The sequence below is a fragment of the Treponema sp. OMZ 857 genome (genome assembly GCF_024181085.1).
Taxonomy (GTDB): Bacteria; Spirochaetota; Spirochaetia; order Treponematales; family Treponemataceae; genus Treponema.
Genome location: NZ_CP051147.1, coordinates 559936 through 577443, shown reverse-complemented (window position 1 = coordinate 577443; position 17508 = coordinate 559936). Strand labels below are relative to the sequence as shown.

The 17508-nt window shown below is 47.4% G+C and carries 19 protein-coding genes; 8 read left to right on the top strand and 11 right to left on the bottom strand.

Annotated elements, in window-relative coordinates; genetic code table 11:
* Nucleotides 1–62: 62 nt before the first annotated feature.
* The 4 genes from E4N66_RS02655 to smpB are packed head-to-tail and all read right to left on the bottom strand — an operon-like array spanning nucleotide 63 to nucleotide 4286.
* Nucleotides 63–815, bottom strand: coding sequence for a lysophospholipid acyltransferase family protein (locus tag E4N66_RS02655; RefSeq protein WP_044015129.1), 753 nt, complete (start codon nucleotides 813–815; stop codon nucleotides 63–65).
* 10 nt (nucleotides 816–825) lie between these two features.
* Nucleotides 826–2955, bottom strand: a complete 2130-nt coding sequence (locus tag E4N66_RS02650) for an ATP-dependent DNA helicase (RefSeq protein ID WP_253728864.1) — start codon at nucleotides 2953–2955, stop codon at nucleotides 826–828.
* Between the two features lie 6 nt (nucleotides 2956–2961).
* A complete protein-coding gene (locus tag E4N66_RS02645) occupies nucleotides 2962–3813 on the bottom strand; it encodes a TP0183 family DNA metabolism protein (RefSeq protein ID WP_253728863.1) in 852 nt (283 codons plus the stop codon).
* 8 nt (nucleotides 3814–3821) lie between these two features.
* Nucleotides 3822–4286: an SsrA-binding protein SmpB gene (smpB, locus tag E4N66_RS02640; RefSeq protein ID WP_253729422.1), complete on the bottom strand. Its 465-nt coding sequence runs from the start codon at nucleotides 4284–4286 to the stop codon at nucleotides 3822–3824.
* Nucleotides 4287–4408: 122 nt separating this feature from the next.
* Here smpB and lepB point away from each other — a divergent pair, with 122 nt between their 5' ends.
* The 5 genes from lepB to mtaB are packed head-to-tail and all read left to right on the top strand — an operon-like array spanning nucleotide 4409 to nucleotide 8961.
* The gene (lepB, locus tag E4N66_RS02635) at nucleotides 4409–5122 is read left to right on the top strand and encodes a signal peptidase I (RefSeq protein WP_253672955.1); all 714 of its coding nucleotides are present in this window, start codon (nucleotides 4409–4411) and stop codon (nucleotides 5120–5122) included.
* 15 nt (nucleotides 5123–5137) lie between these two features.
* Complete coding sequence (locus tag E4N66_RS02630; protein WP_253728862.1) at nucleotides 5138–6334, top strand: coproporphyrinogen-III oxidase family protein; 1197 nt, start codon at nucleotides 5138–5140, stop codon at nucleotides 6332–6334.
* Between the two features lie 20 nt (nucleotides 6335–6354).
* The gene (locus E4N66_RS02625; protein ID WP_044015119.1) at nucleotides 6355–6717 is read left to right on the top strand and encodes a bactofilin family protein; all 363 of its coding nucleotides are present in this window, start codon (nucleotides 6355–6357) and stop codon (nucleotides 6715–6717) included.
* Nucleotides 6718–6730: 13 nt separating this feature from the next.
* A complete protein-coding gene (locus tag E4N66_RS02620; protein ID WP_253672959.1) occupies nucleotides 6731–7369 on the top strand; it encodes a tetratricopeptide repeat protein in 639 nt (212 codons plus the stop codon).
* 56 nt (nucleotides 7370–7425) lie between these two features.
* Entirely contained in the window at nucleotides 7426–8961 is a 1536-nt protein-coding gene (mtaB, locus tag E4N66_RS02615) for a tRNA (N(6)-L-threonylcarbamoyladenosine(37)-C(2))-methylthiotransferase MtaB (RefSeq protein ID WP_253728861.1), read from the top strand.
* 206 nt (nucleotides 8962–9167) lie between these two features.
* Here mtaB and E4N66_RS02610 read toward each other — a convergent pair whose 3' ends face one another.
* Together E4N66_RS02610 and E4N66_RS02605 are read right to left on the bottom strand one after the other, a co-directional pair.
* A complete protein-coding gene (locus E4N66_RS02610) occupies nucleotides 9168–9536 on the bottom strand; it encodes a hypothetical protein (protein ID WP_371922447.1) in 369 nt (122 codons plus the stop codon).
* Nucleotides 9536–9793 carry a hypothetical protein gene (locus tag E4N66_RS02605; RefSeq protein WP_253728859.1) on the bottom strand — a complete coding sequence of 86 codons (258 nt, stop codon included), beginning with the start codon at nucleotides 9791–9793 and terminating at the stop codon, nucleotides 9536–9538. Before E4N66_RS02605 ends, E4N66_RS02610 begins: the two co-directional genes overlap by 1 nt.
* 179 nt (nucleotides 9794–9972) lie before the next feature.
* Here E4N66_RS02605 and E4N66_RS13080 point away from each other — a divergent pair, with 179 nt between their 5' ends.
* Genes E4N66_RS13080 through E4N66_RS02590 form a run of 3 tightly spaced genes read left to right on the top strand, consistent with a single transcriptional unit; the run spans nucleotide 9973 to nucleotide 10804 of the window.
* On the top strand, nucleotides 9973–10254 hold the full coding sequence (locus tag E4N66_RS13080; protein ID WP_371922446.1) for a type II toxin-antitoxin system YoeB family toxin: 282 nt from the start codon (nucleotides 9973–9975) through the stop codon (nucleotides 10252–10254).
* A complete protein-coding gene (locus E4N66_RS02595; protein WP_253728858.1) occupies nucleotides 10251–10514 on the top strand; it encodes a hypothetical protein in 264 nt (87 codons plus the stop codon). Before E4N66_RS13080 ends, E4N66_RS02595 begins: the two co-directional genes overlap by 4 nt.
* Nucleotides 10511–10804, top strand: coding sequence for a type II toxin-antitoxin system death-on-curing family toxin (locus E4N66_RS02590; RefSeq protein ID WP_253728857.1), 294 nt, complete (start codon nucleotides 10511–10513; stop codon nucleotides 10802–10804). Before E4N66_RS02595 ends, E4N66_RS02590 begins: the two co-directional genes overlap by 4 nt.
* 147 nt (nucleotides 10805–10951) lie before the next feature.
* On the opposite strand, the gene E4N66_RS02585 is transcribed toward E4N66_RS02590, so the two are convergent.
* The 5 genes from E4N66_RS02585 to ade form a co-directional block, all read right to left on the bottom strand.
* Nucleotides 10952–11794 carry an AraC family transcriptional regulator gene (locus E4N66_RS02585; RefSeq protein WP_253728856.1) on the bottom strand — a complete coding sequence of 281 codons (843 nt, stop codon included), beginning with the start codon at nucleotides 11792–11794 and terminating at the stop codon, nucleotides 10952–10954.
* Between the two features lie 266 nt (nucleotides 11795–12060).
* Nucleotides 12061–12555, bottom strand: coding sequence for a xanthine dehydrogenase subunit XdhC (xdhC, locus tag E4N66_RS02580; protein WP_253728855.1), 495 nt, complete (start codon nucleotides 12553–12555; stop codon nucleotides 12061–12063).
* A gap of 2 nt (nucleotides 12556–12557) precedes the next feature.
* The gene (gene xdhB / locus E4N66_RS02575; RefSeq protein ID WP_253728854.1) at nucleotides 12558–13439 is read right to left on the bottom strand and encodes a xanthine dehydrogenase subunit XdhB; all 882 of its coding nucleotides are present in this window, start codon (nucleotides 13437–13439) and stop codon (nucleotides 12558–12560) included.
* Between the two features lies 1 nt (nucleotide 13440).
* Complete coding sequence (gene xdhA, locus E4N66_RS02570; RefSeq protein WP_253672969.1) at nucleotides 13441–15738, bottom strand: xanthine dehydrogenase subunit XdhA; 2298 nt, start codon at nucleotides 15736–15738, stop codon at nucleotides 13441–13443.
* A 10-nt stretch (nucleotides 15739–15748) separates the two neighbouring features.
* Nucleotides 15749–17506, bottom strand: coding sequence for an adenine deaminase (gene ade / locus E4N66_RS02565; protein ID WP_253672970.1), 1758 nt, complete (start codon nucleotides 17504–17506; stop codon nucleotides 15749–15751).
* Nucleotides 17507–17508 lie beyond the last annotated feature (2 nt).

The window sequence follows — 17508 nt, the reverse complement described above, 5'->3', positions numbered from 1 at the left end:
AAAGAGGGAAAGCCAAAACAGGGAACCTCTAAAAAATTCGTTCTTTCAGTGTTAATTATGCATTACCTACTCTGATTTCGCCAGACTTTAAGCTGCTCCTGTATCAACTCTTTACTTTCTTCCAAAACTTTCAGCTGGGCTTCCTTTGTAGTAGGCGTCGGATATATTTTTAAGATTTTAACGCGATACGAACCGCCGCGCAGGTTGGTTGCAAGCCGTGTTATCGAAGAGATATTCCATCCGCCGTCAACGGCAGCAACAACCACCGGCATCGGCGCCTTGGATAAAAACCGCCGGAATCCCGCCGAATGAAAGGTTCCGACTGTACCATCCTTCGAGCGGGTTCCTTCCGGAAATAAAATCGGTATCCAATTGTTGCGCACCACCCGTTGTGCAAATGAATCCATTGCCTGCATCGCTTGGCTGGGACTACCGGTACGCCGTACCAGACAATGCTCGTCGCTTTTCAGCATAACGGAAACCAATGGGACATGGTCTGCAAGTTCTTTCTTTGCGACAAAGCGAACCCGCTTTCCGCCGAGATAGTTCATATACACAACAATATCCAAAATGCTTTGATGGTTGGAAATCAATAAATACTGTTCCGGCAGCTGCGGCACAAGCGCATAGTCGCCCTTAAAGCGGAAGTTTAGATAAGTAGAAAAAATTGAAAAAATACGGTGAGCAACAACGGTTGAAATATGCGCATTGATTTTTTTACACCACGGCCGATATACGGCATAAGCAATACGGTTTAATAACGCCCATCCTGCTATTGTGTTGATACAGCATACTATGCAAAAAATTCCAAGCATGGGAACTCCGTCAATACAAAAAATTTTCAATAGTATATACTATTTCTTGCAAAGATGCAAAGCATTGTTTTGTCGGAGGAATACTATCGATAAAGATCCTTCCGTACTGTTTAACGAGTGCACGTTTATCAAGCAGCGTTACAATACCGCGGTCGGTCTGTGAGCGCATCAGGCGGCCAAAGCCTTGCCGGAACTGCACGACTGCTTCGGGGACGCTTAACTGCATAAACGAACTGCCTCCCCTTTTTTCGATGGCATCCGCACGGGCGCGGAAAAGCGGCGCACTCGGCACGGCAAAGGGCAGTTTTACCAAAATGACATGGCTAAGCGCCTCTCCCGGTACGTCGATGCCTGCCCAAAATGAGGCCGTTGCGAATAAGCTGCTGTCGATATGTTCTTTAAAAGTTTGCAAGAGGCGGCTGCGATCGTCTTCACCCTGCTGCAATAGCTCCATGCCAGGCAGTTCCTTGCGGGCGTATGCGCACGTTTGTTTTAACGACTCATAAGAGGTAAACAGGACAAGTGTTTTTCCTCCGGTCATTTCAATCAATTTGGTAACGGCGGTGTTCACGAACTGCTGAAACTGCTCGTCGTCGGGAGCAGGCGCATCCGTCGGGATATTCAAAAGAACGTTTTTATCGTACGGGAAAGGCGATTCAAAGGTACCGGTGCGCACCGGTTTGTCGGAAAAAGGATGCAGACCGACCCTGCCCAGCCAATACGAAAAGCTCGTGCCGATTTTCAGCGTTGCGGAAAGGGCAATGACGGTGTCGAAGGGCGTGAACACCGCCTGCCTCAACAAACCCGACATATCCACCGGCGTTTGATTAAAGTAAGGAACTTCTCCCGCAGGACTTTGGTATTTTTCTATCCAAAAGACGTAATCGGGCAACTCCTTCCAGCGGAAAAAGTTTTCGAGGGTTTCGGAAATATCTTGCAGCCGGTGCAGCGCAAGCGAGCCTTCCCGCACCGCTTCTTCATACGGAGAGCCTTCGTCCGGTTCGGCATTAGTAATCAGCACCGCGAGCTTGACATTGAGGATATTCAGCTCTGCATAAAAATCTTTGCACGCGGCAAGCAACGCCGCCGTCTTTGATGCCGGCACTTGAGTAAAACTGAGGCTACTCACATTTCCGCAAAACGAAAGCGCCTGTGCTTCCAGTGCGGAATAGGCCGCTTGCGTTTTTGCAAGAGCCGCGATAATAGCAGGCATCAACTCGGCTTTAGTCGAAACCGCGGTGATTTTTTCGATACAGCCCGCGGCTTTTCCTTTTTTAGTGCGGGAAAGCGTTGTAATACAGCGGGTTAAATCATAGCGGGAAAAGGTACGGGAAAAAAATCCGCTTGCCGCCTCTTCAATCGTGTGCGCCTCGTCAAAGATGATTGCGTTAAAGGACGGCAGAACCGCGGTTGCAGCATACCCCGCTCCTTCTTTTCTGCTGGCAAGATCGGCAAAGAGCAGATGGTGATTGACAATTAAAAGCGCCGCCTTTTCCGCTTTTTTGCGCAGCTTCATCACAAAGCAGTCGGTGTAAAAAGGACAACGCTGCCCAAGACAGTTATCCGATTCGGAGCAAATCTTTGACCACAGCCCTGCGGCGGGCATAAACGGGAGTTCGGATCGGGCGCCGTCTTTGCTTGTTTGCGCCCATTTTTGGATAGCAGCCAGCTCTTCCGCTTCCTGACTAAAGAGATCAGGTTCCTGTATTGTCTGCATAAGCCGCCGCAAACAGAGGTAATTCTGCCGTCCTTTAATAAGCACCGCCTGAGGCTGTTCCGATTGCTCGCCGCATACACCGAGTATTTTTAAGGCGTCGGGAACATCCTTATCGATGAGCTGATGTTGTAAATTGATGGTACCGGTGGAGATGACAATACGGACTTTATTAGCAAGCGCCCATTCAAAGGCAGGCAGCAAGTATGCCAAACTCTTGCCGACACCGGTTCCCGCTTCAAAAACGCCGATTGTACTGTCGTTAAAACAATGGGTTATTGCGCGGGTCAGATCAAGTTGCGGAGGGCGCTCTTCATAGTGATCAAAAAAAGAAGCAAAGCTGCCGGTTTCTTCAAGATAGCCTGCTATTTTATCGGCATTCAGGCGGTGATATACACGTTCCTCCGCTTCATCTTCGTAATGCATGAGGGCTTAATCGCGCAGCCATTCAACTGCTGCAGTACCGTAGTTCACACTGATAATGGCCGTTTCATTATATTGTATCTGCGCATCGACCTTTGTGCCTGAAAGAATTTTTTTATCGGGGGATACCAAAAAGCGCCATTGGGGCGGATTGGTTTTTTGCACTGCCTGACGGGCAATTTCATCGGGTAAATTGAGGAACTGGCGGGGCTGCAAACTGCCTTTTTGAGTTACCAGCAGGTATCCGTTATCTATTTTTAAATCGAGCGAAACAGACACGCCGCTTGAAAACACCGCCATACCGCGGCCGCCGCGTAATATCATCACACGGTCAAGACCGGGTTCTCCTTTCCATGAACCGGCAAGCGAATCGACGGTCTCGATGTATCCGAATTCCGTGTCTTGTTCATTTTGCGGCGTCGAAATTGCAAGACTATCCAAGGGTATCGAAAAATCAAAGAGATTGAACACCAACAGTCGTGAATCAAGCAGGATTTTGTTGATATTACCGTATACTTTCGAAATGATACGGGTAAATTGATCTTTTCGTCCCTTTAACACGAGCTCAAGCTTGATTCCTTCAGGAACTTCTTCCAATACCCCGAAGAAAATATATTCAATAGCCGGATTTTTAGGAAAATCAACCGGCACGGACTCATTACGCACATCGAAGATAGTATATGTTTTAAGTTCTTTAATAAAAGAAAAGACAAGATTATCGACCGTCTGAGCCGTTTGCTCAGGCATTTCAGGCGCTTGTAATTGATACACTGCAACACCCGGCAGCGCAGAAAGCGCCGGCGGCAGACTGATGAGCAGCAGGAGGGCTATGTATAGAGTTTTTTTTCTTCCGTGTTTCATGCTTGTCATCACCTGTTTTTTAGGTGCAGTTCCCGTTGCATATCCCGCTTAATATCCCGCTCCTTTATGTCTGCCCGTTTATCAAACTGCTTTTTACCCTTACAGATGCCGAGTATGACCTTAATCCGTCCCCGCTTTAAGTAAAACTCAAGAGGAATAAGCGTATAGCCCTTTTCCTCCGTTTTTCGGGTTAATCGTTTAATTTCATCTTTATGCAGCAGCAGTTTCTTAGGACGGTCGGGATCATGGTTAAAGATTGAAGAATACACATATTCCGAAATATGAAAATTTTTCAACCACACCTCATTCCGTATAATTTCGGCAAACGAATCGGGGAATGAAATACACCCGTCCCTTACCGATTTTATTTCGGTACCTTGCAGCGCAATCCCGCATTCTATTGTTTCTTCGATAGAATAGTCAAAATGCGCTTTTTTATTCTTTGCGATAATTTTTATCGGCTCTCCGTCCATTAAACTCATTATATTCATCTTAAAATACTTGTCAACGTAGAGACAAAATGGTACTGTAGTGACAAAAGATATTCCGATATCATTATTCAAATACATAGCATCACCGGTAGAATAGGTTTTTTATGTTTTTTCAACGGTACAAATTTACTTCATATACTGAACGGCGGGAAAAGCGGTTTAAAATTATCCGGATCGCTTTTATTGTTTTCTTACTTTTTATACTGTATCAGCTTATCAACTCGTATATTATCGCCGCGTACCGAATTCAAGCGGATACAATGCAGCCGACTTTTTCCTCCGGGGATATGATTATTACCGCTCCTTTTTATTCCTCCCAAAAAGATATTGAACGGGGTACGCTCGTAACGGTCGAACCGATTGAACGGCCTCATCAAAACTTTTTTGAAAAAACGGTACAAAAAATCGTTGCCTTTTTTACCTTCCAGCTGGTTAATCCCTTTGCAGCTAATCAGCCGTCGCAAGCAAAACCTTTTATCCGGCGCGTTGTCGGCATCCCCGGCGATACAATATATATGGAAGATTTTGTACTGCATATTAAAACAAAGAACGGCGGACATTTCTTAACCGAGTTTGAAGTAACGGAAAACGACTATAACGTCAAAAGCGAAAATCTACCGGAGAACTGGGATACGTCACTGCCGTTCTCAGGCGCTTATCCCGAAATTACGCTCAAGGAAGGGGAATACTTTGTATTGTGCGACAACCGAATCGCCTCAAGTGATTCCCGCCTCTGGGGACCGTTACAGGCGGCAACACAGATTAAGGGACGCATCCTAATGCGGTATTGGCCGTTTTCCCGTATTGCTTTTTTCTAAGCCGAAACCATACCCGTGAAGCCGTCAGGTCTTTACATTCACATTCCATTCTGCACACAAAAATGCCGCTATTGCGATTTTTATTCGATAACACAAAAGGCGGGCTTTGCCCCTTATCATCCCAATCCTCAATTTATCGAGCGGCTCCTGTACGATGTCCGTTTTTTTAAAGAACGCTCTGCTATTGAAGCATGGAAAACCGTCTATATCGGCGGCGGTACACCTTCGCTGCTGCACCCCGATGATATTAGCACCCTCGCGGCCGGTATCCGTAAAGAGCAACATCTGCCCGTTCAAGAATTTACGATAGAAGCAAATCCCGAAGATATTCATCCCGAATGGCTTGCAGCTTGCAGCGAAGGCGGCATCAACCGGCTTTCCATCGGCGTACAGACTTTTGATAACGATGTATTGGCCGTAAACGGACGCCGCGGTTCAAAAGAAAAAACGATAACAGCGTTGAATACGATAAAAAGCCGATGGCACGGCGAACTTTCCTGTGATTTAATTGCGGGATTGACCGGACAGACCGCGGCGAGCCTTTCCGGCGATGTGCAGCGGCTAATAGACTACCGCATCGATCACCTCTCCCTCTACGGACTGTGCAGCGAAGCGCCGCTTCCGGAAGCCCGTGAAGATTTTATTTCCGACCTGTTACAGCAAAACATCGAACTTTTAGCCGAAAACGGATACATCCGGTATGAGGTGTCGAATTTTTCGTATCAGGATAAGCACCGTTCCCTTCATAACCAAATCTATTGGAATATGGAACCATACGCCGGCATCGGCCCGGCTGCATGCGGAACTCTGATGCATGAAGATAGCGGCGGAAAATTTATCGCAGCGGAGCGTTTTGAAGGAATCAAAGATATCGGCAAATGGATGACCGCAGCCGACCGAATTTCGGTATATCCGTGTGAGCATATCGACCGGAATATCTTTTTAGAAGAGGTTCTGCTGATGGGTTTCCGGCTTTCGGAAGGGATTAACCGGCCGGCATTTGCACGGCGGTTCGGCACGGATATTACCGCCTTTATCGGCAATACCCTCAGCCTCTGGGAAAAACGCAGGCAATGCCGCATCGAGACCGATCGGGTTTACCTTACGGAAGAAGGTCTGCTTTTTCTCAACCGCTTTTTAATCGATGCGCTGTCGGAACTGGATACAAAAGCACAATACCCTGCCGGAAAGCCTCTTGACCTCGACGGTTAATCATTGTTATTCTATGAGCTATGACAGAAGCGGATAAAATAGCGCTGATAGATTTGGATGAAGAAGATTACGATACGGTTTTAGCTGAGGATATCGTCTTTGACGGGATCATTAAGTTTGAAAAGCCCTTTATGATAAAGGGTGCCGTACAAGGAACCATTCAATCTTCAAGCGATTTAATGATCAGTGAATATGCAAAAGTAAAGGCAAAGATAAACGCAGACCGCGTTATTATTAAAGGCGAGGTCATCGGTAATGTTACCGCTACCACCTCCGTACATGTATTTGCCTCAGGGAAATTAACCGGCGATGTAACAGCTCCCGAAGTAATACTGGATAGCGGTTGTTTTTTTAGCGGAATTTGTACGATGAATCGGCACTAGAGGTTATAAGAACGTGTTTGCTCTCTGCAAAAGATTTCCGGCAGGAATCGCATTAGGTTTTTTAACGCTCTTTTTTCCCTATTATATTTATGCACAAAAGGGTGATGATGCGCTGGTATTATATCGTGAAGGCCGCTATAAAGAATCCGCATCGGTGTGTTTAAACGAAATAGAACGGATGCCCCGCAATATCGACAGCTATGTTGTACTGACATGGGCGCTGCTTGCCGACGAGCGCTATCAGGAAGCGGCCGACTGGACAGTTAAAGGACGGGAAGTTTCGCAATATGATCCGCGGCTTATTGAAAGCCATGCGCAAGCGCTCTATCACCTTGGAAGGAACGAAGAGAGCCTGCATCTTTTTGAAGATTATATTGCGTATGCGCCTAACGGTACGAAGGTAAGCGGCGTGTATTATCATATCGGAGAATTGTATTTGCGCATGGCAAAATATCGCCATGCCGATATAGCCTTTTCTACCGCTATCAGGTTGGAACCGCTCAATAGCGTGTGGTGGACGAGGCTTGCGTACTCGCGGGAACAGGCAAAGGAATACCGGGCAGCATTGGAGGCGTATTCGTCTGCATTGCAGCTGAACAAAAATTCAACCGATGCTCAAAAAGGTTATGAACGCGTACTGCACCGCTTTTAACCCGCCGCAGCGTTCTCCTCTTTCTTAACTTCTCATTGTAGGTTTTCTTCATTAATATGAATATTCAATTATGTTCAATACGGATTGAAACGCTTGGATGCAGGCTTAATCAAACGGAGGCTGAGTCCTTTGCCGCGCTGTGTACCGATGCGGGATTTTCCATCTATACCGATCATGCCGATTATGCCGGATACGCCGGTACAACGCCTGCCGACACTTCAACGATAACAGCCCCGGAAGCCGCGGCTCCCATCCGGTTATCTTCCGCGCTGCCGCCCGAACAGACGGTTCTCTGTTTTGTCAATACATGCACCGTAACCGGCAAAGCAGAACAAAAGGCGCGCCGGCTGATCAGATTACTGGTGAAGACACACCCCCATGCCGTTATTCTGGTAACAGGCTGCTATGCGCAACTGGAAGCCGCGGAAATAGAAGCGCTGCACCCCCATATACTCGCGTTTCCCGGACAACAGAAAGATTTATTAACCGAAATACCGGCATACCTTGCAAAATTGGTAGCCGACAGCGCTTACTTTGACACGGCCTTTTTTCTAAGCGCAGTGCGCGCCTACCTTACCCGTTTGACGGACAAAGCTCCGCAGCATACACAGAACAAACCGGTACAAAACTCATCAGTACAAAACATATCCATACGCGGCATACGGGAGAACCAGCTATTCGCACTCAGCTCCCCGCATTTTTTATTCCACTCACGCGCACTACTGAAAATTCAGGACGGCTGTAACGATGCCTGTGCTTATTGCAGGATACGGCTTGCACGGGGTAAATCCGTGTCGCTGCCTGCCGCCGAAGTCCTCGAACGGCTTCGCTGTATAGAAGAAACCGGTGCTCGTGAAGTAACGCTGACGGGCGTGAACCTATCGCAGTACCGGAGCGAAGCCGGAGACTTTGCCGATATACTCAAACTCATACTCGAAAACACTGAGATGCGTATCCGCATTTCGAGTCTTTATCCCGACAGGATAGATGAGGTGCTTGTCCCGCTGCTGGCACATCCGCAGATTTGCCCCCACTTCCACCTTTCCGTACAATCGGGCAGCGATACCGTCCTTAAAGCGATGCACCGAGGCTATAGGAAAGCAACCATATATCAAGCCGTTTCCGAACTCCGCCGCGTAAAGAATAATCCGTTTATCGGTGCGGATATCATCGCCGGTTTCCCCGGTGAAACGGAAGCTGATTTTGAGGAAACCTACCGGATGTGCTTTGAACTTGAGTTTGCAGGAATACATGCCTTTCCCTTTTCCGCCCGCCCGGGAACAGAGGCGTGGAAAATGCAGCCAAAAGTACCTGAACGGATTGCAGGTCAACGGATGAAAAAGCTGAACGAACTTGCGGAAACGCAATCCGCATCATATTTACAGGCATGGGATGGAAAACTGATATGTGGGGTTGTCGAAACGCCGCGCAACGGACAGCAAACCGTTATCACGGAAAACTATCTTTCGTTGCCTTTAATACAGGATTCTTTACAAGCCGGAACCGATTTACACGGCGGCGAATATATCCGTGTACGAGTGCAGGGAAAGAATGCCGTACTAACGGAAATCATCTCCGGCCCGCACAGCTAACCGAACCGAAACAACCTCACATCATTTTGATGGGTAATAGGTAATGGTATCGATGGGCATCTGTAAAAAACGAAGTTTCCGAACAGGTCTATTCTAATATTAATCGTTAGTATTCTACGAAACAGTATAGGATGTTCTACCTCAATCGGAATTTATTATGCCCCAAACGGGTATTGTTGAGGAATCGTATAAAGAATGAGTAAAGACTATTTCTCTACTACGGAAAGCGTTATTTTATTGTAAGCGTCCTTTTTATCGTTCGGGTGCGGTTCCAAGCCTATCACTGTAATATCCTCCCGACCAGGTCCATAAACCCAAAAAATTCTTTCAGCCGCTGGTTTGTTATTTTCCACATAGGATTCCCAAACTTTCAGATTATATCGTTTTGTAAGTGCCTCAATATCATGTGTACAAAGGCTTGGATACCTTGGGTCAGTAGAAAGTTTCTTAAAGCAACTGACAAGTTTTTTAAATAATTCAATCTCTTTTTTACTTGCGCTTTTAGCTTTGATTTTTTGCTCTAAATTGTCCCAAAATTGTTTCATTTCAGGAACACCCATTCTGATGTTGAACATTATTCAATATCTGTATAAGAGGAGAGACTCAGAGGCGCTGATACATTGCCTGTTTTAAAATTATCCACACTGGAATCCAACATAGAAAGAGAATTCTGAGAAATTTGAAATGGTTTTGTTAATTCCCGAGGTTCCAACACAATTTTTCCATCTTCATATTCTTCAATATGAAAATATTCATAAATTGTATTGCGCAACGTAATTCTTTTCTTTGAGTCTACCTTTGCATTATATGATCTGACCGCTGCTGCCTGCATAGTATGCCTCCAAATAGTGGGATTTCCCACCCACACTATAAAATATAAGCCTAGAAAAAACAAGTCGCCGTTGACCCGTTCTATTCTGAAAGTAATATCCGCTATCTTGAAAATATTGTGCGTGATATAAAAGAGGGAAAGGCTCATTTTGCCGAGCATGAGTTGATTGAGGCAGAGTAATGCGGCTATTATGGGAAGATAGGGCATGGGATGATTATTTATATTGGCAGGCACAGGATAAGAAGACACTGAAAAAAATAAACGGGCTTATCAAAGATATTCAGCGACGTACTTTTGAGGAGATAGATAAGCCGGAATCCCTAAAGGGAAATTTAAGCGGTATTAGGGCGTTCTACCCCAATCGGAATTTATTATGCCCCAAACAGATATTGTTATATTTATCAATTAATTTGACAATAATCCCATCCTTCGAATCAGAGTACCAGGGGGTATGTTTATGAAAAGCTCTGTAAAAAAACAATCAATATATGCTATAATACCACCCGGAGGCAGCAAAATGTTTGCAATAACTGGGATTATTCAGGGAAACACCATTCTTACAGATTATACTTCGCTTGAATATTATAATGGCAGAAAAGTAATAATAACCGTTTTGGAAGATGAAAAGCCATATCATACCGTTTCTGATGAAAAACTTTTTGCAATTTCCGATTTTCTCATTGATCAGAATAAGCAAGCGTATCAGGAATTAGCTAAATGATTTTCTTTGAGTATGAACAAGTAGTAAAAATCCACAGGTCTCTTATCGAAAAGACAGGCGGTATGGATGGTATACGTGACGCGCAGCTTTTGGATTCAGCATTGAAAACACCATTTCAAACTTTTGGCGGGAACAATCTTTATCCTGATATTTTAGACAAGGCTTCGCAGCTGTGCTACTCTTTGATTGAGAATCACCCTTTTATAGATGGAAACAAAAGAATCGGCGTACATTTAATGTTGCTTTTTTTAAAGTTGAATAATATTGAAGTAAATTATTCACAACAATAATTGATTGATTTTGGTTTAGACATTGCTTCGGGGAAAATGTCTAAAAATGACATAAAAGGATGGATTATTGAGCATAGAAAATAATTAGCCTCCCCCCGCAGCAGCAACCTCGTATGCAGAACTGCGGAGGAAGAGTAACTCACAGCCTTATGCCTTTACAATAGGCACCCATAGCTCCATCGTGTAATTCTTGCTGTACATATCTCCTTCCGAATATGCTTCAAAGTCGGGAGTACCGGCATGACAGTACCCTTGTTCGGGAAAGAAGGTTTCCATAACATACTTCCAGCCTTGGTGGATGCAGTTGGGAACGGAGCCTTTCAGCTGGACTACTGCGTATTCAGCTTCCGGGATGTGCATCACCGACAAGCCGAGTTCGGCCGCCTTTTGTGCGTCACGGCAATCATATGCCGCTGCATAAGTAAACGTTTTGCCGTCTTTTACCTCGGAACAGATGCCGAAGCTCCTACCGTTTCCGAGTTTTGCAAGTTCTTCGTGCGAAGCTTTTTCAAAAAGGCTGCCCCAGACTTTCGGAAAATCACTGGTTCGATCCGCATCGACTTGAATACCTGCAAGCGTAAATCCGCTCTTTTTTTCAATTTTGACTTCCATAGTTTGCCCTCCGTTGACGGTTAAAGATAATTTAATTGGAGCAAATGATTTAAATTCTTTTCCGTTCCGAACCGCGCTCGGACTGACGCCGTGGAATTTCTTAAACGCAGCTGCAAAAGAATCAGGCGATTCATAGCCGTACGCCAATGCTATGTCGATAATCTTAGCATCGGTATTGCGCAAATCGGCGGCAGCTCGGCTGAGCTTTCTAAAACGGAGATATTCATTTAAAGGATACCCGACCAATATCGAAAAGATTCTGCTGAATAGCGGATAGGAATAGCCGGAAATGCGCGCAATCTCCGCTTCATCACACCCTGTCTCAATAGTCCTTTCAATATAAGCCATCGCTCCGTTAAATGATTGAATGATATTCATCTTTTGCTCCAAAACCTATGGAGAGTATAATGCATATAAAAACAGCCGTCCCGATAGTTATTGTACAAAAAAAAGCGGCTGAGATGTGTCTTCTATATCATCATCAACCGCAAAAACAAGTACAGCACACAGTAAAAAAGCTGCATAAAAAATAGGCGTTTCATACAATGTTTTTCATAAGTTATTGGTACTCCAAAACTTATGAGAAACATCATCTCGGATAGGCTTACGATTTTTAGCGGCGCCCAATGCTCAAGCCCCGAACCTTACGCTCCTGCCTTTTTCATTTGCTCAAGGTTTTGCTTCATCGCTTTTTCGACTGCGCGGAGGATGTTTTCGTAGCCGGTGCAGCGGCAGAGGTGTCCGGAGATAAGCTTACGCAGCTCCTCCCGTGTATACAGCTTTCCGCTGCCGACAATTTCTACCGCCGTCAAAATAAGCCCGGGAGTACAGAAGCCGCATTGAACCGCCGCTTCATCGATAAAGGCCTGCTGCACCGGATTGAGTTCTCCGTTTTCACCCTGCAATCCTTCTACCGTTAAAATACTCTTTCCGTCAGCCCAAACCGCAAGGTAAATACAGCTATCGACAGACACTCCATCCACCAACACGGTACAGGCGCCGCATTCTCCTACTTCACAGCCTTTTTTAACACTGGTCAACGCAAGCCTATTGCGAAGCGCGTCGGCAAGCGATTCCCGAACATCAACGGCAAGCTCGCGCTGCTTCCCGTTTACCTTCATACTAATAATTTTCAACATGCTTACACCTCCTGCCGCTCGATAGCTTTCCGTAAAGATCGCACCGCTATTTGCTTAGCGGTATTAACTCTGAACGCTTTTGACGCGCGCCACGAGTCACGGGGATTGATATCCGTGAGGAGCACTTCCTGCAAGCCTTCATATAATGCATCGTTGATTTCTTTACCGGTCAAAAAAGCCTCAGTATTTTTACAGCGGAGCGGCACCGGAGCAGCAACGCCGAAGCACATACGCACCTCATCGATTTTTAAGGCGCCGTTTTCCCGTTTGGTTTTTACAAGGGAAGCGCAGCTCAAGTTCGCAATATCCATCGCATTACGCATCGCATACTTGATGTAGTCGCCGGTAAAGCCTTCGTAGTCCTTCTTTTTAATGAGGAATGAGGTTACCAACTCGCCTTTTTGCAGCACCACCTTTCCGGCAGATACGTAAAACTCCTGTACGGGAACCAGCCGCACTCCGTCCGGGCCGGTAATTTCGACAACCGAGTTATAGCATTGCTGGCTCGGCGCGGTGTCGGCGCTGGTTACACCGTTGGAGATATTCCCGCCTGCGGTTCCCATATTCCGTATCTGAGGCCCGCCTACCTGATCGGCCGCATAGCCGAGCATCGGTAAGTGCTTTTGCACGATGGGGCTTCCGGTTAATTCGCTAAAGACCGTCAGCGGCCGGATGCGGATAGTACCTTCCTCATCTATGCTCACCCCGCGCAATTCGGGGATGCCGAAAATAGACACGACATTCCGTCCGGCAAGTTTACCTTCCCGCATTTGAATCAGCACGTCGGTGCCGCCGGCAAGGATAACCGGGTTTTCGGTGCGGACTAAGGCGCTTACGGCATCGGAGATTGATGTCGCTTGATAAAAACTTTCCATATCGTACATATTAGATTACCTCCTTCAGCAGCCCGCTCTCGCTGAACGCTTCAAAAAGCCGCTGAGGATTAAGCGGCAGCTTGTTAATGGCAACGCCGGTGGCATGAAGCAGCGCATTGCGGATTGCCGGCGGCTGCGAAATAATCGGCGGCTCGCCCAAAGATTTATTCCCGAAGGGGCCGGTGGGATCGGCATTTTCGATAAACAGCTCGTGTAAGTCGGGAAGATCCATCGCTGTCGGCAGCTTATAGTCCAAAAGGTTTCCGTTCAGCAGCTTGCCTTTATTATCGTAAAGCATCTGTTCGGCAGTCGCAGCGCCGAGTCCCATTCCCATGCCGCCGTGTACCTGAGCCGCCGCAAGCTGTGGATTGATAAGCGTACCGCTGTCGTGCAGGTTCAAAATATTCAGTACCTTGATTTTGCCGACCGGTATATCAACCTCAATCTCAACAAAGGTTGCGCCGAACGAAAAGCAGTTATCGGTACAATGCGACGTTTCTTCCGCGCTGAGGTGATTGGATTCCTTCATACTGTAACAGCTTTCCATTGCGACCTCTTCCAAGGTGAGCCGCTCTTCGCCGGTGCTGCGGACAATAATTTTTTCATGCTGAAGATCAAGTTCATCGGCCTTCATATCGAGCATTCCCGCCGCATAGTCCAATATCTTCCGTTTAAGCGATTCGGCAGTTTTCTTAATTGCCTTGCCGCTGACATACGTTTGCCGTGAAGCATAAGCCGCGCTGTCGTACGGGCTGACATCGGTATCCTGTTCGGAAAAAATATAGACCTTATCCATTGGCAGCGAAAGCACCTCGGCAGCCATCTGGCAGAACACCGTATCGGCGCCCTGCCCTATTTCCGTCGCACCCATCTGAATTTGAATACTGCCGTCCTGATTGAGCATGATACGGGCAGCCGCAGTTTCGAGCGAGATGGGGTAAACGCCGGTTTTGTAGTTAAAGCAGGCAACTCCGACACCGCGGCGCACCGGCCCTGTTTGATTCGCATACTTTTTCCGCAGCTCATCCCAGTGGAACACCTCGCGGCCTTTCTGCAAGCATTGATAGAGCCCATCCGAGTTTGCTCTAATCTTTGTAACGGGATCTTCATACCCTTCCCGCATACAGTTCTTGAGCCGCAAATCGATAGGATCCATATTCAGTTTGAGCGCCATATCATCCATAAAAGATTCAAGGGCAAAATCCGCTTGCGGAATCCCATACGCGCGCATAGCCCCTGCGGTAATATGATTGGTAAACACGGAATACGCTTCGGAAATGATTCCCTTTTCCGCCGAATAGAGCTGCTTAAACTCGTTGGAGGCATTCGCGGTAATGGCGTGTCCGTGTGAAGCGTAACCGCCCTTTGTGGAATAGCAGAGCATTTTGCGCGAAATGAACCTGCCGTCGGATTTCCGCACCGTGGTCTTCATATGGAATTCCATCGCATGGCGCGTGCGGGTACACATAAAGGTTTCCTCACGCGAAACGGACAGCTGCACACAGCGGCCGCCTACGAGCGTACAAAGGTAAGCGTTCAGCGGTTCATACAGGATGTCCTGCTTATTGCCGAAGCCGCCGCCGATATACGGCTTGATAACCCGTATTTTTCCCCAGTCGATTCCGAGCGCCTGTCCGCACACGCGGCGACAGATATGAGGCAGCTGCGTGGAAGACACCACGATAATCTTTCCGCCCTTCATATAGGCATACGAGCCGGGATTTTCAATATGGCAGTGAGAAATCGGAGAGACCGCATAATCGCCTTCAAACATAACCGTATCGGGATCATCCGGCGTTTCCTCATACTCACCCACGCTAAACACCGTATGCTTCAGCACATTGCCCGGGAACGCTTCGTGTAAAACGGTCGCGTCGGGGGACATCGCTTGATGCACATCCAGAATAGGCGGATATTCTTCATATTCAACAGTGATGGCCTTTAACGCGCGCTCGGCGGCGACATTATCTTCCGCAATAACGGCAGCAATATCATCCCCGTAAAAGCGTACTCTTTTGTTGAGCAGCTTGCGGTCGGCAATATCCTGATGTGCCTCCTCGGTAGACCACGGGTGTCCCGCAGTCGGGAAACAAATATCCGGCACATCGAAACAGGTAACAATCTTAACCACGCCGGGGATTTTTTCCGCAGCGCTCGTATCGATTTTTTTTACCAGGCCGTTCGCAATGGTGCTGTGCAATACCTTTGCGACTAAAAAATCACTGTGAAAATAATCGTCAACATACTTTGCCCTGCCGGTTACCTTATCGTAAGCATCGACACGGGGCACCGCTTTTCCAACTATCATTTTTACCTCCCTATATAAATTGAAATTTTACTACATCAAACAAACCGGAATCCGTCAATTTTAATTCGGGGATAACCGGCAGCGCAAGGAACGACAAACCGATCAGCGGTTCAACTTCGGGGTATACGCCGACAGTATGCGCTTTCTCGGCTGCGTCGTGAATACAGTCGGCGAGCTGCACCGGTTCCATAGCACTCATCAAACCGGCAATCGGCAATGCAAACTTGCTGAGCACCGTGCCGTTTTGTACGACAGCCACGCCGCCTTTCATATCGATTACTTGTTCAACGGCACGGTGCATATCGGCCGCATTGGAACCGGCTACGATGATATTGTGCGAATCATGCCCGATACTCGACGCGATGGCTCCGTTCGACACTCCGTACCCGTGCAGCAAAGCGCGGCCGATATTGCCGGTGTTCTTGTGCCGCTCCAGCACCGCCAAATAGCAGAGCTTGCCGTCTTTAAGCATCTCAGCGCATTCCTGCCGCGGAAACACCAAATGCTTCGTAAAAAGCGTTCCCCGCTGCATTCCGATAACATGGAAATTATCGGAACCCGACGGCATAAAATGATCGGCAGTAAAGGCGCTCCGAGACACGGGAACAACATGCACGCTGTCGGTAATCCGTTGAATGGAGAACGAAGACGGTTCCTCTGCCGCCGCCGATTCCGTTTCTTGCGCCATCGGAACGGAAGAAACTTCAATACCGGCCTTATACACCGAATCGATTGAAAAGTCCGTTATATTATCAAATACGACAATATCCGCATAGTGTCGCGGAGCGATAGCCCCCCTGCCGCTCAAACCGTAACACTGCGCCGCATGGAAGCTCGCCATACACAGCGCATCTTCCGGAGATAACCCGAGCGACACCGCTTTGCGTACATTATTGTTGATGTGTCCGTTCGCTAAAATATCGCTCATTTTTTTATCGTCGGTACAGAACGCAAAGCGGCTCGTATCGGTTTTATGCTCCAGCATACCGCGTACGATGGGTTCCAAATCCTGAGCGGAAGATCCTTCGCGTATCAGGATGTACATTCCCTGCTGCAATTTTTCAAATGCTTCATCGTAGGAAGCGCATTCGTGATCGGTACGGATACCGGCGGCACAGTATGCCTGTAAATCGCGGCCGCGCACGCACGGCGCATGACCGTCGCATATCTTTTTCTTTTCCCGAGCCGCGGATATCTTTTTCAATACGGCTTCATCCCCACAGATGACTGCAGGATAATTCATCATCTCGCCGAGGCCGAGTACGTTCGGCTCATCTAACAGTTTTTCTATATCGTACACGGTAATCGCGCCGCCGGTGTGTTCAAAATCGGTAGCGGGCACGCAGGAAGGAATCATAAAATAGATGGAAACAAGCGGCTGGTTCGTACCGGCAAACACCGCCTTCCGCGCATCCTCCAGCATATAGAGGATACCGTCAACACCCGCAACGTTGGCAATTTCGTGCGGGTCGGCAATAACGGCGGTAGTACCGCAGCGGAGCGCCTGCCGGGCAAAATTCCGCGGAGACGCCATCGTGGACTCAATATGCAGGTGCGCATCGATAAGCCCCGGACACACGAACTTGCCGGTTAAATCTTTTTCTACAACGCCTTCGTACTGTCCGACTCCGGCGATATACCCGTCCGCTATCGCAACATCCTGTTTAATAAACTCTTTGGTAAATACATTAAGCACAAAAGCGTTTTTTAACACCAGATCGGCTTTTACCCGCCCTGCCGCAATATCGATAAACCTTTTTTCATCCATAA